Below are 13898 nucleotides of genomic sequence, written 5' to 3' on the forward strand. Positions count from 1 at the left end.
TTCATGAGGATCCGGCTCGCTCCAGACCTCGTAACGCCACCCGCGCGAAGTAACCGCTGCACGAGTCCACGCGAATGAGAAAGCGACCTTCGCGCTCCAGCCGGTGCCGTGGCTTGACGTCCACGACTACGGGACCGCCATCGGTCATCAGAAGGAAATCTGGGATGTGGCGCCGCAGTTGGCCCTCGACCTCGGCCTTGAGCAGAAATGGCTGAGCCACGACATGCCGGACGTCCCGAGCGAAGTCCGCGAACAGTAGCCGTGCCAACTCCAGCCGCGACTCGTAGATCACATGGTCGCGTACCGTCGAGGACCAGTACGTCCCCGAGTAGTGCCGCTGTCCCTTGAACCAGCGGAAAGTCCGCCACGGCTGGGCATCGCGCAGGAGATCGAGCGGCACAGATCCCCACTCCAGGTCCTCCGCCACCAATTCATCGGCCTGTCGAACACTCACCCGTACCGGGGCATCCAGCTCAGTCTTGGTCATCAGACCTCCAACCTCGCGCTCTCTGAGGCGACTGGATCACTCGCCAGAACGCTGCTGGCATGCCCCGGCCGGATAGGCTTGAATCCCGTTGACGTGTCGTAGACGACATGGCTACGACATTCCCGCGCGGAAAATGACACGGGGAACGGGATCCCACAAGGGTCACCCCCCGTAGGCCCCCGATGCCGTGAGCCGCAGGGCGGTGTCGATCAGTGGCACATGGCTGAACGCCTGCGGGAAGTTGCCCACCTGGCGCTGGAGCCTGGGGTCCCACTCCTCGGCCAGCAGACCGAGGTCGTTGCGGAGCCCGAGCAGCTTCTCGAAGAGCTTGCGGGCCTCGTCGACCCGTCCGATCATCGCCAGGTCGTCGGCGAGCCAGAACGAGCAGGCGAGGAAGGCACCCTCGTCGCCCTCCAGGCCGTCGACGCCCGCGGAGCCGCCCGTCGTCGGATAGCGCAGGACGAAGCCGTCCGGTGTGGACAGCTCGCGCTGGATGGCCTCGACGGTGCCGATGACCCGCTTGTCGTCCGGCGGCAGGAAGCCCATCTGCGGAATGAGCAGCAGGGAGGCGTCCAGCTCCTTCGAGCCGTACGACTGCGTGAACGTGTTGCGTTCCTTGTCGTAGCCCCGCTCGCAGACATCGCGGTGGATGTCGTCGCGCAGCTCGCGCCAGCGCTCGATGGGCCCGTCGGCGTCCCCGGACTCGATCAGCTTGATGGTCCGGTCGACGGCGACCCAGGCCATCACCTTGGAGTGCACGAAGTGGCGGCGCGGCCCGCGCACCTCCCAGATGCCCTCGTCGGGCTGGTCCCAGTGGTCCTCCAGATACCGGATCAGCTTGAGCTGGAGCAGGGACGCGTAGTCGCTGCGGGCGAGACCCGTCATATGGGCGAGGTGCAGGGCCTCGGTGACTTCGCCGTACACATCCAGCTGGAGCTGTCCGGCCGCGCCGTTGCCCACCCGGACCGGGCCCGAGTTCTCGTAGCCCGGCAGCCAGTCGAGTTCCGCCTCGCCGAGCTCGCGCTCGCCGGCGATCCCGTACATGATCTGCAGGTTCTCCGGGTCGCCCGCGACCGCCCGCAGCAGCCACTCGCGCCAGGCGCGGGCCTCCTCGCGGTAGCCGGTGCGCAGCAGCGACGACAGCGTGATGGCCGCGTCGCGGAGCCAGGTGTAGCGGTAGTCCCAGTTGCGGGAGCCGCCGATGTCCTCGGGCAGCGAGGTCGTCGGCGCGGCGACGATGCCGCCGGTCGGCGCGTAGGTGAGCGCCTTGAGCGTGATCAGCGAGCGGACCACGGCCTCGCGGTAGGGGCCGTGGTACGTGCACTGGTCGACCCAGTCGCGCCAGAAGTCCTCCGTCGCCGCCAGCGAGTTCTCGGGCTCGGGGAGCGCGGGCGGGGCCTTGTGCGAGGGCTCCCAGCTGATGGTGAAGGCGATCCTGTCGCCAGGTCCGACGGTGAAGTCGGAGTACGTCGTGAGGTCCTCGCCGTAGGTGTCGGCCGAGGTGTCCAGCCAGACCGAGTCCGGTCCGGCGACCGCGACCGTACGCCCGTCCACCTTGTGGACCCAGGGCGTCACCCGCCCGTAGCTGAACCGCATCCGGAGGGTGGAGCGCATCGGGACACGCCCGCTCACCCCTTCCACGATGCGGATCAGCTGGGGGGCGCCGTCACGGGGCGGCATGAAATCCGTCACACGGACGGTGCCGCGTGGCGTGTCCCACTCCGATTCGAGGATCAGTGAATCCCCGCGGTAGCGGCGCCGGTCGGCGACCGGCGGGCATGCCGATGGGGCATGTGCGGGTCCCAGCCGCCAGAAACCGTTTTCCTCGGTTCCCAGGAGTCCGGCAAAGACGGCGTGCGAGTCGAAGCGGGGCAAGCACAGCCAGTCGGCCGTCCCGTCCCGGCAGACCAGGGCAGCGGTCTGCATGTCTCCGATGAGTGCGTAATCCTCGATGCGCCCGGCCACGTGCAATCTCCAGTCGAACGGCCACGTCGCCCCTCGGGGCGCTTGTGTTGCAGTCAAGGGCTCTTTGAATTAGCTGACGAGTGCCGGCGGGCGCGTGTTCCGGAGAACGGGCGGGGGTGGTGCCGGCTTCCGGCCGTCTCGGCAGCGAGTGTCCGAGCAGGATACGACGCACCCAGGTGATCCGCATGACCTGCCCGGCAACGTGGCTGGTCCGAACGGGTGAGTGTTGGGTGACCGGGTTGCGACCTTCCGGTGAAGGCTGAGCTGTGCGTGGCGGAGACGGTGCTGTGCGTGGCCGGAAGCAGTCGCCCGCGGTCGCTGATACCCTGGTGGCCCGTGGACCGGTGGTCAATACGCCCCGAACCGCAGCGACGGCACCTCCGGAAGTCTCCGGGGCTCGTGCCGGTACGCACTCCAGATCGCGACCACGGGAGCCCCCTCTTGGCCATGCAGGCCCGCAACTCAGCATCCGCGACGACCAAGCACATCTTCGTCACCGGGGGTGTCGCTTCTTCCCTGGGCAAGGGTCTGACCGCGTCCAGTCTTGGTGCGCTGCTCAAGGCCCGCGGCCTGCGGGTCACGATGCAGAAGCTCGACCCGTATCTGAATGTCGACCCGGGGACGATGAACCCGTTCCAGCACGGTGAGGTGTTCGTCACGAACGACGGTGCCGAGACCGACCTGGACATCGGGCACTACGAGCGTTTCCTGGACGTGGATCTCGATGGTTCGGCCAATGTCACGACGGGGCAGGTGTACTCGACGGTCATCGCGAAGGAGCGGCGGGGTGAGTATCTCGGTGACACGGTGCAGGTCATTCCGCACATCACCAATGAGATCAAGCACCGGATCCGGCGGATGGCGACGGATGATGTCGATGTGGTGATCACGGAGGTCGGCGGGACGGTCGGTGACATCGAGTCGCTGCCGTTCCTGGAGACGGTGCGCCAGGTGCGTCATGAGGTGGGCCGGGACAATGTGTTCGTGGTGCACATCTCGCTGCTGCCCTACATCGGCCCTTCGGGCGAGCTGAAGACCAAGCCCACCCAGCACTCGGTGGCCGCGCTGCGGAACATCGGGATCCAGCCGGACGCGATCGTGCTGCGCGCCGACCGTGAGGTACCGACGGCCATCAAGCGCAAGATCTCGCTGATGTGCGATGTCGACGAGGACGCGGTGGTGGCCTGCGTCGACGCCAAGTCGATCTATGACATTCCGAAGGTGCTGCACACCGAGGGCCTCGACGCGTATGTGGTGCGCAAGCTGGATCTGCCGTTCCGTGATGTGGAGTGGTCGACCTGGGACGATCTGCTGGACCGGGTCCACAACCCCGACCACGAGGTCACCGTGGCCCTGGTGGGGAAGTACATCGATCTGCCGGACGCGTATCTGTCGGTGACCGAGGCGATCCGGGCGGGTGGGTTCGCCAACCGGGCGCGGGTCAAGGTCAAGTGGGTCACGTCCGACGACTGCCGCACGCAGGCGGGTGCGAAGAAGCAGCTCGGGGACGTCGACGCGGTCTGCATCCCGGGCGGGTTCGGTGAGCGCGGGGTCGACGGCAAGGTCGGTGCCATCCAGTACGCCCGCGAGAACCGGATCCCGCTGCTCGGTCTCTGTCTGGGGTTGCAGTGCATCGTGATCGAGGCGGCGCGGAATGTCGCGGGTATCCCGGATGCCAATTCCACGGAGTTCGACGCGGGTACCGCGCATCCGGTGATCTCCACGATGGAGGAGCAGCTGGCGTACGTCGAGGGTGCTGGTGACCTGGGCGGCACGATGCGTCTGGGCTTGTATCCGGCGAAGCTGGCGGAGGGTTCGCTGGTGCGTGAGGCGTACGAGGACCAGCCGTACGTCGAGGAGCGTCACCGCCACCGTTACGAGGTGAACAACTCCTACCGGGCCGAGCTGGAGACCAAGGCCGCACTGGTGTTCTCCGGAACCAGCCCCGACAACAAGCTCGTCGAGTACGTCGAGTATCCCCGCGAGGTCCACCCCTATCTGGTGGCCACCCAGGCCCACCCGGAACTGCGCTCCCGGCCCACCCGGCCGCACCCGCTCTTCGCCGGCCTGGTCAAGGCGGCGGTGGCCCGCAAGACCGGCAAGTAGCACGCGGACACGGGCGTTACCGTTGACCGGGGCGGGGTTCTCATGAGCCCCCGCCCCGGTTTCCGCTTTTGAGAGGACGCTTCCATGGCCATCAGGGACACCGCCGAGGAGTGGCAGGTCACTGCGACCACCACCCCCTTCACCGGGAACAAGACCAGCGTCCGCACCGACGACGTGGTGATGCCGGACGGGACCGTCGTGCACCGCGACTACCAGGTCCACCCCGGCTCGGTGGCCGTCCTCGCCCTGGACGACGAGGGCAAGGTCATCGTCCTGCGCCAGTACCGCCACCCCGTACGCCAGAAGCTCTGGGAGATCCCGGCGGGGCTGCTCGACATCCCCGGCGAGAACCCGCTGCACGCGGCGCAGCGCGAACTCTACGAGGAGGCGCACGTCAAGGCCGAGGACTGGCGGGTGCTCGCCGATGTCTACCCGACGCCGGGCGGCTGCGACGAAGCCGTACGGATCTTCCTCGCCCGTGAGGTCTCCGAGTCCGAGGGCGCGCGCTTCGAGGTCTCCGAGGAGGAGGCGGACATGGAGCACGCCCGGGTCGAGCCCGCGGAGCTCGTCCGCGGCGCACTCGCCGGAGAGCTGCACAACACCTGCCTGGTGGTGGGAGTCCTGGCGCTCACCGCCGCGCTCAACGGCGACGGCCTCGACGCGCTGCGTCCGGCCGACGCGCCGTGGCCTGCCCGCCCCTTCGAGGCGTAACAGCGGCACACCGGTACCCGGCAGGGCGCTGCGAGCCCACCCCTTCCGGATGCTGATCCGATGATCGGTTGATCCGATTGAGGGACATGCCTACTGCGCCAGCCCCGCCCCGCCTGGTTCGTCTGGATACGTGAACTACGCTCGGCACCGTCCCGTCCGGGCCCCCGGCGGGCCGGTGCGCAGGCGGACGGAGCGAGCCCGTGACGGATCAGGCGGTGGACGCGGTCGACCGGGTCACGACATCGGACGCCGGCCGGACGGCCGGTCATCTCTTCGGCAGGCAGCGGGAGTTGAAGGCGCTGCGCGCCGACATCGAACGGGCCGGTCTGGACACCATGGCCGGCCGTAAGGGCTCCCGACCCCGGGTGCTGCTCATCGCGGGGAAGCCGGGATCGGGGCGCAGCGCGCTCGCCGCCGAACTGGCCGGAGAGCTCACCGCCGACTACCCCGACGGGGTCCTGAACGCCCGGCTCAGCACGCCAGGCGGCGACCCGGTGCCCGCAGGAGAGACCGCCCGTCAGCTGCTCGGCGCCCTCGGGGTGCCGGCTCCGGCGGGCGCCGCCGAGGACGATCTCACCGAGCTGGTGCGCGAGGCGCTGGCCGGGCGCCGGGTGCTGCTCGTCCTGGACGACGCGGCCGACGCGGCCCAGGTCGATCCGTTCCTTCCCGATGTCTCGCGCTCACTGGTCGTGGCCGTCTCCACCGGACCGCTGACCGGCATCCCCGACGTCAGGCCCTGCACGCTCGGCGGTCTCGACACCGGCTCCGCGGTCGAGCTGCTGGGTCACTTCGCCGGCGCGGTCCGTATCACCGTGGATCCCAGGACCGCCGAGGCGCTGTCCGAGGAGTGCGGCGGGCAGCCGGCCGCCCTGGTGCTGCTCGGCGGCTGGCTCGCCGCCCGGCCCAAGCTGTCGGTCGCGGACGTCGCCCAGCAGTTCCGGAACCTGCCCGACGAGGCCGACGAGCCCGCGGCCGCCCGGCCGCTGGCCCGTGCCTTCCGCTTCGTGTACGGCTCACTGCCGCAGCCGGCCGCCCGGATACTGCGGCTGCTCGCACTCGCCCCGGCCGGCCTGGCCGACGCGCACACCGCGTCCGCACTGGCCGGCTGCTCGGTCTCCGCGGCCCGCTCCACGCTGGAGGACTTCGCCGGGCTCGGGCTGCTGCGCCCCTGCCCGGACGGACAGTTCGAGGTGCCGGGCTGTCTCGCCCCGCTGCTCCGCGCGCTGCTGGAGGCCCAGGACCGGCCGGGCGAGGTGCAGCTGGCCAGGGCGCGGCTGCTGGAGCGGACCGTGCGGCTGCTCCAGTCCTGCCGCGCGGTGACCGACCCGGACGGCTCGCCGGCCCGCAGAAAGCTGGCCGGACTGCCCCGTACGCTGCGCTTCGCGAACGCCCCGGCCGCCGCCGAGTGGCTCCGGCTGCGCGAGCCGGTGCTGTTCGCGAGCGCCCGGCTGGCCGTCGCGGACGGCGAGCTCGACACGCTGGCCAGACGGCTGGTCGCCGCGTTCGTACGGGCCCTGACCACGCACCGCGGCGCCGAGGCCGCCGCTGCCGAGCTGTACGGCCTCCACCAGCTGGTCCTCGGCGTCGCCGAGCGGCGCGGACTCCACCGTGAGCAGGCGGCGGCGCTGCTGAACCTCGCCGATCTCGACGCACGGACCGGCCGCACCCGCGACGCCCTGGACCGCTACCGGGCGGCGCTGGACGCGGGACGCGCGGCGAACGACCCGTACGCGACCGGCCGGGCGACGGAATCCGTCGGCGGCGCCTACCAGGAGCTGGGGGACTGGCAGCGGGCCTGCGACTGGTACGGCCGGGCGCTCTCCCAGCGGCAGGCGCGGGGAGAGCTCGCGGACGAGTCCCGGCTCTACGGACGGCTCGGGACCGTGCACACCTACGCCGGGCACTACACCGACGCGCTGCGCAACTGGCGGGCCGCGGTGGCCGGATACCGGCGGGCCGGGGACCTGCCGGCCCAGGCGCGGGCGCTCAGTGAGGTGGCCCGGGTGCAGGAGTACGCGGGGCGCCCCGAGGAGTCGCTGCGTACCTGCACGGAGGCGGTGGAGTGGGCGCGGCGCGCCGATGACGTGCGGCTTCAGGCGGCGCTGCATCTGCGGCTCGCGGACACCCTGGAGCGGCTGGGCGACTCGGCGGCCGCACATCTGCACCGCGGTTCGGCTGAGAGATTGCTGGCTGATTAGCGATTTGCCTACGAAATCCGTGGTCGGTCGACTGAAGATTGATGCTTTGAAAGGCTAGACAGCACGTAGTCCTTCATTAACACTGGTTTTCGTCGCGTCCATCCGGGATGTCTTCAGCGCTGCTGTGCATAGCCGGATATGTGCGTCATATCCAGAACATCACCCCCCAGATTCAAGGACCGTGATCGACGTGCTGGTCGGCATCCCCCGCGAGGTCAAGAACAACGAGTTCCGGGTGGCCATCACCCCGGCAGGCGTGCACGAGCTGGTGCGCCATGGGCATCAGGTCGTCATCGAGCAGAGCGCGGGTGTCGGCTCCGCGATCACCGACGAGGAGTACGTGGCCGCCGGCGCGCGCATCCTCCCCACGGCCGACGAGGTGTGGGCCACCGCCGATCTGCTGCTCAAGGTCAAGGAGCCGATCGCCGAGGAGTACCACCGGCTCCGCAAGGACCAGACGCTCTTCACCTACCTGCACCTCGCCGCATCCCGCGCGTGCACGGACGCCCTGCTGGAGTCCGGCACCACGGCCATCGCGTACGAGACGGTCGAGACCGCGAACCGCCAGCTGCCGCTGCTCGCCCCGATGTCGGAGGTGGCCGGCCGGCTCGCCCCGCAGGTCGGCGCGTACCACCTGATGCGCTCCGCGGGCGGCCGCGGTGTGCTGCCCGGCGGTGTGCCCGGTACGGCGGCGGGTGAGGCCGTCGTCATCGGCGGCGGTGTCTCCGGCTGGAACGCCACCCAGATCGCCATCGGCATGGGCTTCCACGTCACCCTGCTGGACAAGGACATCAACAAGCTCCGCGAGGCGGACCGGATCTTCGGCACCAAGGTGCAGACGATCGTCTCGAACGCGTTCGAGCTGGAGAAGGCCGTCGTCGCCGCGGACCTCGTCATCGGTGCCGTGCTCATCCCCGGCGCCAAGGCGCCGAAGCTCGTCACCAACGCGCTCGTCGCCAAGATGAAGCCCGGAAGTGTACTTGTCGACATTGCGATTGATCAGGGCGGCTGCTTCGAGGACTCGCGTCCGACCACGCACGCCGAGCCGACCTTCCAGGTCCACAACTCGGTCTTCTACTGTGTCGCGAATATGCCGGGCGCAGTGCCGCGTACGTCGACTTATGCCCTCACCAACGCCACGCTCCCGTACATCGTGGAGCTCGCGAACCGGGGCTGGGAGGAGGCGCTGCGCCGCGACCCCGCACTGGCGCTCGGCCTCAACACGCATGACGGGCAGGTCGTTTACCGCTCGGTCGCCGAGGACCTCGGTCTTCCGCACACCGAACTGAGCACCTTGCTCGGCTGACCCGTCAACACGCGTCGTCAATCTCACGCAACCGGCCGGACCTTGCTCGCCGAGGTCCGGCCGGTTGCGCGTCTGCCCCCTTTGCGCCCCTCGTTCAACTCGCCGTGAACGTAACCCTTTAGCCGTTTCGTACACCCGGGAAACCTGCCGAGTGATCCCTGTACGCCCTTGACACCGGGGTGTTCCGTTGCCGACACATCGGGCCGGGTCCGGCGGATTGTGTTGCTGAGGACCGGTGACACGCCATAGAGTCGCCCATCGTCGGCATGGTGCCACGCTGACCTATCGATAAAGTTTCCTGGTCACGTCCAAGGAGGTAAGACGACTTGTGAATGAGTCGACATTTACTCCCGGGGGTGGTCGATCGGGAACGCCTGCTCGGGGCCACGGCCCTGCGGGGCGCGAGGCTGTCGGCTCCGTCGCTGTCCGCGCCTCCGCGAGCCATCAGACCCACCCGCACATGACGACAGCCCACCAGAGTATGGACGGCCTACACGTGAACGCCAGGGCCGGCGACCGGAGTGGCGATTCGACCACCCACCTCGCCGTCTACAACGAGGTACCCGAGGGTCACTTCTACGACCCCGACGCCGAGTACGAGCCGGACCCGGAGTACGCGGCCACGCTCGCCCCGGACGCTGCCCGCCAGCGCCGCGAGCGGATCGGCCCGACCGGGCGGCCGCTGCCGTACTTCCCGATCCCGGGACCGCTGACCGACCACGGTCCCGCCAAGATCATCGCGATGTGCAACCAGAAGGGCGGCGTGGGCAAGACCACGTCGACCATCAACCTGGGCGCGGCCCTCGCGGAGTACGGACGGCGGGTGCTGCTGGTCGACTTCGACCCGCAGGGCGCGCTCTCCGTCGGTCTCGGTGTGAACCCGATGGAGCTCGACCTCACCGTCTACAACCTGCTCATGGAGCGGGGCATGGCGGCGGACGAGGTCCTGCTCAAGACAGCGGTGCCCAACATGGACCTGCTGCCGAGCAACATCGACCTGTCGGCCGCCGAAGTGCAGCTCGTCAGTGAGGTCGCCCGGGAGTCCACGCTCCAGCGCGCGCTCAAGCCGCTGATGCAGGACTACGACTACATCGTGATCGACTGCCAGCCGTCGCTCGGTCTGCTGACCGTGAACGCGCTGACGGCCGCGCACAAGGTCATCGTGCCGCTGGAGTGCGAGTTCTTCGCGCTGCGTGGCGTGGCCCTGCTGACCGAGACCATCGAGAAGGTCCAGGAGCGGCTCAACCCCGACCTGGAGCTCGACGGGATCCTGGCCACGATGTACGACTCCCGTACGGTGCACAGCCGTGAGGTGCTGGCCCGAGTGGTCGAAGCCTTCGACAACCACGTGTACCACACAGTCATCGGCCGGACCGTGCGCTTCCCGGAGACCACGGTCGCCGGTGAGCCCATCACGACGTACGCCTCCAACTCGGTGGGCGCGGCCGCCTACCGCCAGCTCGCCAGGGAGGTGCTCGCCCGGTGTCACGCCGAGTGAGTCTGCCGGGGGCCGACGAACTGTTCCGTACGACCGGGGGAACGGCGCTCCAGTCGTCGTCCCCGCGGCGGCCGGTCAACGGCGAGGCACGGATCCCCGGACCCGCGGGCGAGAGCGACCCGGCCGCACCCGCCGCGCCGCCCGCCGAGCGGGACGGGTCAAGCGCGGCGGAGCATGCCACGGCAGGGGCCGAGACCACGGAGCCCCGCAGCAGGACCGCCGACGCGGAGGCGGCCGCGGGCCGCAGACCGCAGGAGGCACGCCCCATGGGTGCACCGGCCGCACCGGCCGGACAGCAGCGCCGCAGGGGCGGCGGCAGGGGTGCCAACCGGCGCCCCACCGGGCGTGAGCGGCACGACGAGAAGATCACGGTCTATGTCTCGGCCGAGGAGCTGATGGACCTCGAACACGCGCGTCTGGTGCTGCGCGGGGAACACGGCCTCGCCGTGGACCGCGGGCGCATCGTCCGGGAGGCGGTCGCCGTGGTGCTCGCCGATCTGGAGTCGCGCGGCGACGCCAGCATTCTCGTACGGCGGCTGCGCGGGCGCTGAGCGGCTGCGCGCCGTGGCCTTCCCGCGCTCGTACTTCCGTACCCTGGACCGCAATGCCTGCCGACGAATCCGCCCCGACCCGCCGCCGCGCCCTGGGGCGCGGCCCCGGGGCGACGGCCGGAGGGCGAGGGGCGCCGGAGCCCGGCGTCACGCCCGCGGAGGCCGAGGCGCGGAGCGTCCCGGAGCTTCCGGACACGGGGGAGGGCCCTCGGCTTCCAGGACCCGCCGAGATGCCCGTACCGGAGCGGGAGCCGGTGCCCGTACCGGAGCCGGAGTCGGCGCTCGTAACGGAGCCGGGACCCGCGCCTGTGCAGGAACCGGAGCTGGTGTCCGCACCGGAACGGGAACCGGAGCCGGTGTCCGTACCGGAACGGGAGCCAGGTCCGGATTCCGCCCCGTCCGGAGCCGTTGATCCGGCCGGAGCCGCTGATCCGGGCGAGCCGGCCGAGCCGGGCGACGGCCGGTTCACCGTGCGGCTCACCAACTTCGAGGGGCCCTTCGACCTCCTCCTCCAGCTGATCTCCAAGCACAAGCTCGACATCACCGAGATCGCCCTGTCGAAGGTCACCGACGAGTTCATGGCGCACATCAGGGCCATGGGCGCCGAGTGGGACCTGGACCAGACCACGGAGTTCCTCGTGGTCGCCGCGACCCTCCTCGACCTCAAGGCGGCGCGTCTGCTGCCCGCCGCCGAGATCGAGGACGAGGCCGATCTGGCCCTGCTCGAAGCGCGGGACCTGCTCTTCGCCCGGCTGCTCCAGTACCGCGCGTACAAGCAGATCGCCGACATCTTCAGCGACCGGTTCGAGGCCGAGGGCAAGCGGTATCCGCGGACCGTGGGCCTGGAGCCGCACCACGCGGCGCTGCTGCCCGATGTCGTCATCAGCATCGGCGCCGACGGCTTCGCGAAGCTCGCCGTGAAGGCGATGCAGCCGAAGGCCAGACCGCAGATCTACGTCGACCACATCCACGCCCCGCTGGTCTCCGTACAGGAGCAGGCCGAGATCGTGGTGGCCCGGCTGCGCTCCCGGGGTGAGGTGAGTTTCCACACTCTCACCGAGGACGCCGCGGACACCCTCACTGTCGTCGCCCGCTTCCTCGCCCTGCTGGAGCTCTACCGCGAGAAGGCGGTCGCCCTCGACCAGCCGGAGGCGCTCGGCGAGCTGCTGGTGCGCTGGACCGGCGGTGACGGCGCTGAGCCCGTCGTGACCGACGAATTCGATCAAGTGGTGGAGGAGACGGCATGAGTGATCTCAAGCCCGGACTCGAAGCGGTTCTGATGGTCGTCGACGAACCGGCCACCGAAGAACACCTGGCCAAGGTCCTGGACAGGTCCCGGCGGGAGATCGCCGACGCCCTGCGGGAGCTCTCCGACGAGTACACCGTCCAGGGCCGCGGTTTCGACCTGCGGCTCGTCGCGGGCGGCTGGCGGTTCTACACCCGCCCCGAGTACGCCGGGGCGGTCGAGAGCTTCGTCCTGGACGGCCAGCAGGCCAGGCTCACCCAGGCCGCCCTGGAGACCCTCGCGGTGGTCGCCTACCGTCAGCCGGTCAGCAGGTCCCGGGTCTCCGCGGTCCGCGGAGTCAACTGCGACGGGGTCATGCGGACCCTCCTGCAGAGGGGTCTGGTGGAAGAGGCGGGCGCGGAACCCGAAACAGGTGCGATCCTGTACAGGACGACGAACTACTTTCTGGAGCGGATGGGCCTGCGGGGCCTGGACGAGCTCCCGGAGCTCGCGCCCTTCCTTCCGGAGGCGGATGCGATCGAGGCCGAGACACAAGAAGGTGTGCCGTCGTTCGATCCGGATGCACCGTACGGTCCGGACACCGACGCAGACGACAAGACGGAACTTTGATGCGAAGCAACGGCAGGAACAGCGGAACCGGCAACCGGGACAACCGGGGTGCGGGCGGGAAGCCGCCCCGTCGGACGTCCGGGGGTGCCGGCGGTGCCGGCCAGGGGCGCGGCGACAAGCAGGAGGAGCGCCCGCGCCGGCCCCGCCCCGAGGAGCGGCGTTACGACGTCGGCACGGGTTCCTCCGACGACCAGGGCCGCAAGCCGGCGGGCGGCGGCCGTGGTGGTCCCGCCACCGGCGGCAAGCCCGGCGGCAAGACCTCGGGCAGCCGGGGCGCGGCAGCGCGCGGTGGCGCCAAGGGCGGCCCGAAGAAGAGCCCGCAGGGCCAGCCCCCGCGCCGCGGCCCGCACGGCCAGCGTGAGACGTCGCGGCCGCGTGAGCTGGACGCGAGGATCGAGGAGCGCAACAGGGAGCGGCACAGCAAGCCGCAGGTGAAGACCCCCAAGACCTTCCCGGGCGCCGAGGAGGAGGGCGAGCGCCTGCAGAAGGTGCTGGCCAGGGCCGGGATGGGCTCGCGTCGCGCCTGCGAGGAGCTGATCGACCAGGCCAGGGTCGAGATCAACGGCGAGATCGTCATGGAGCAGGGCCGCCGGGTCCTGCCGAAGGACGAGATCAAGGTCGACGGCCTGACGGTCGCCACCCAGTCGTACCTCTTCTTCGCGCTGAACAAGCCGGCCGGTGTCGTCTCCTCGATGGAGGACCCGGACGGCCGCCAGAACCTCGGCGACTACGTCAACAACCGTGAGACGCGGCTGTTCCACGTGGGCCGTCTGGACACGGAGACCGAGGGCATCATCCTGCTCACCAACCACGGTGAGCTGGCCCACCGGCTGACCCACCCCAGGTACGGCGTGAAGAAGACCTATCTCGCCGCCATCCAGGGCCCGTTGCCGCGCGACCTCGGCAAGCGGCTCAAGGACGGCATCGAGCTGGAGGACGGCTACGCGCGCGCCGACCACTTCCGCGTCGTCGAGAACACCGGCAAGAACTACCTGGTCGAGGTGACCCTCCACGAGGGCCGCAAGCACATCGTCCGCCGGATGCTGGCCGAGGCCGGCTTCCCGGTCGAGAAGCTGGTCCGGGTCAGCTTCGGCCCGATCCCGCTGGGCGACCAGAAGTCCGGCTGGCTGCGCCGCCTCACCAACACCGAGGTCGGCATGCTGATGAAGGAAGTCGGCCTGTAACCACGGCCGCAGAGCACGTCGAACCCGGTCCCCGCTC

11 protein-coding genes are annotated in these 13898 nt (G+C 69.9%); 9 read left to right on the forward strand and 2 right to left on the reverse strand.

Translation table 11 applies throughout. The annotated features are described in order from the left end of the window. Position 1 precedes the first annotated feature (1 nt). Together OG510_RS30355 and OG510_RS30360 are read right to left on the reverse strand one after the other, a co-directional pair. Entirely contained in the window at positions 2-487 is a 486-nt protein-coding gene (locus OG510_RS30355; RefSeq protein WP_406140985.1) for a TnsA-like heteromeric transposase endonuclease subunit, read from the reverse strand. 162 nt (positions 488-649) lie between these two features. Continuing rightward, positions 650-2452 (reverse strand): glycoside hydrolase family 15 protein, encoded by a 1803-nt coding sequence (locus OG510_RS30360; protein ID WP_406140987.1) that lies wholly within the window; start codon positions 2450-2452, stop codon positions 650-652. Positions 2453-2899: 447 nt separating this feature from the next. Between OG510_RS30360 and OG510_RS30365 the strand changes: the two genes are divergently transcribed. The 9 genes from OG510_RS30365 to OG510_RS30405 all read left to right on the forward strand — a co-directional run bounded on the left by OG510_RS30365 (position 2900) and on the right by OG510_RS30405 (position 13861). Beyond that, positions 2900-4558, forward strand: a complete 1659-nt coding sequence (locus tag OG510_RS30365) for a CTP synthase (RefSeq protein ID WP_406142629.1) — start codon at positions 2900-2902, stop codon at positions 4556-4558. Between the two features lie 84 nt (positions 4559-4642). Next, positions 4643-5269, forward strand: a complete 627-nt coding sequence (locus OG510_RS30370; RefSeq protein ID WP_406140989.1) for an NUDIX domain-containing protein — start codon at positions 4643-4645, stop codon at positions 5267-5269. A gap of 200 nt (positions 5270-5469) precedes the next feature. Continuing rightward, positions 5470-7467: a tetratricopeptide repeat protein gene (locus OG510_RS30375; RefSeq protein ID WP_406140990.1), complete on the forward strand. Its 1998-nt coding sequence runs from the start codon at positions 5470-5472 to the stop codon at positions 7465-7467. A gap of 190 nt (positions 7468-7657) precedes the next feature. Next, positions 7658-8773 carry an alanine dehydrogenase gene (gene ald, locus OG510_RS30380; RefSeq protein ID WP_406142631.1) on the forward strand — a complete coding sequence of 372 codons (1116 nt, stop codon included), beginning with the start codon at positions 7658-7660 and terminating at the stop codon, positions 8771-8773. A 328-nt stretch (positions 8774-9101) separates the two neighbouring features. Continuing rightward, the gene (locus OG510_RS30385; protein WP_164267747.1) at positions 9102-10271 is read left to right on the forward strand and encodes a ParA family protein; all 1170 of its coding nucleotides are present in this window, start codon (positions 9102-9104) and stop codon (positions 10269-10271) included. Beyond that, entirely contained in the window at positions 10256-10822 is a 567-nt protein-coding gene (locus OG510_RS30390; protein ID WP_406140991.1) for a hypothetical protein, read from the forward strand. Before OG510_RS30385 ends, OG510_RS30390 begins: the two co-directional genes overlap by 16 nt. A 53-nt stretch (positions 10823-10875) precedes the next feature. Further along, entirely contained in the window at positions 10876-12069 is a 1194-nt protein-coding gene (locus OG510_RS30395) for a segregation/condensation protein A (protein WP_406140992.1), read from the forward strand. Beyond that, positions 12066-12677: an SMC-Scp complex subunit ScpB gene (scpB, locus tag OG510_RS30400; RefSeq protein ID WP_406140995.1), complete on the forward strand. Its 612-nt coding sequence runs from the start codon at positions 12066-12068 to the stop codon at positions 12675-12677. The genes OG510_RS30395 and scpB overlap by 4 nt, the downstream gene beginning before the upstream one ends. Next, positions 12677-13861, forward strand: coding sequence for a pseudouridine synthase (locus OG510_RS30405; protein ID WP_406140997.1), 1185 nt, complete (start codon positions 12677-12679; stop codon positions 13859-13861). The genes scpB and OG510_RS30405 overlap by 1 nt, the downstream gene beginning before the upstream one ends. Positions 13862-13898: the final 37 nt, after the last annotated feature.

It is taken from the genome of Streptomyces sp. NBC_01089, from assembly GCF_045162975.1.
Lineage (GTDB): Bacteria > Actinomycetota > Actinomycetes > Streptomycetales > Streptomycetaceae > Streptomyces.

Coding starts and splice junctions, on each gene's coding strand:
- OG510_RS30370 (WP_406140989.1), top strand. CDS start 4,643: ATGGCCATCAGGGACACCGCCGAGGAGTGGCAGGTCACTGCGACCACC.
- OG510_RS30395 (WP_406140992.1), top strand. CDS start 10,876: ATGCCTGCCGACGAATCCGCCCCGACCCGCCGCCGCGCCCTGGGGCGC.
- scpB (WP_406140995.1), top strand. CDS start 12,066: ATGAGTGATCTCAAGCCCGGACTCGAAGCGGTTCTGATGGTCGTCGAC.
- OG510_RS30355 (WP_406140985.1), bottom strand. CDS start 487: ATGACCAAGACTGAGCTGGATGCCCCGGTACGGGTGAGTGTTCGACAG.
- OG510_RS30405 (WP_406140997.1), top strand. CDS start 12,677: ATGCGAAGCAACGGCAGGAACAGCGGAACCGGCAACCGGGACAACCGG.
- OG510_RS30365 (WP_406142629.1), top strand. CDS start 2,900: ATGCAGGCCCGCAACTCAGCATCCGCGACGACCAAGCACATCTTCGTC.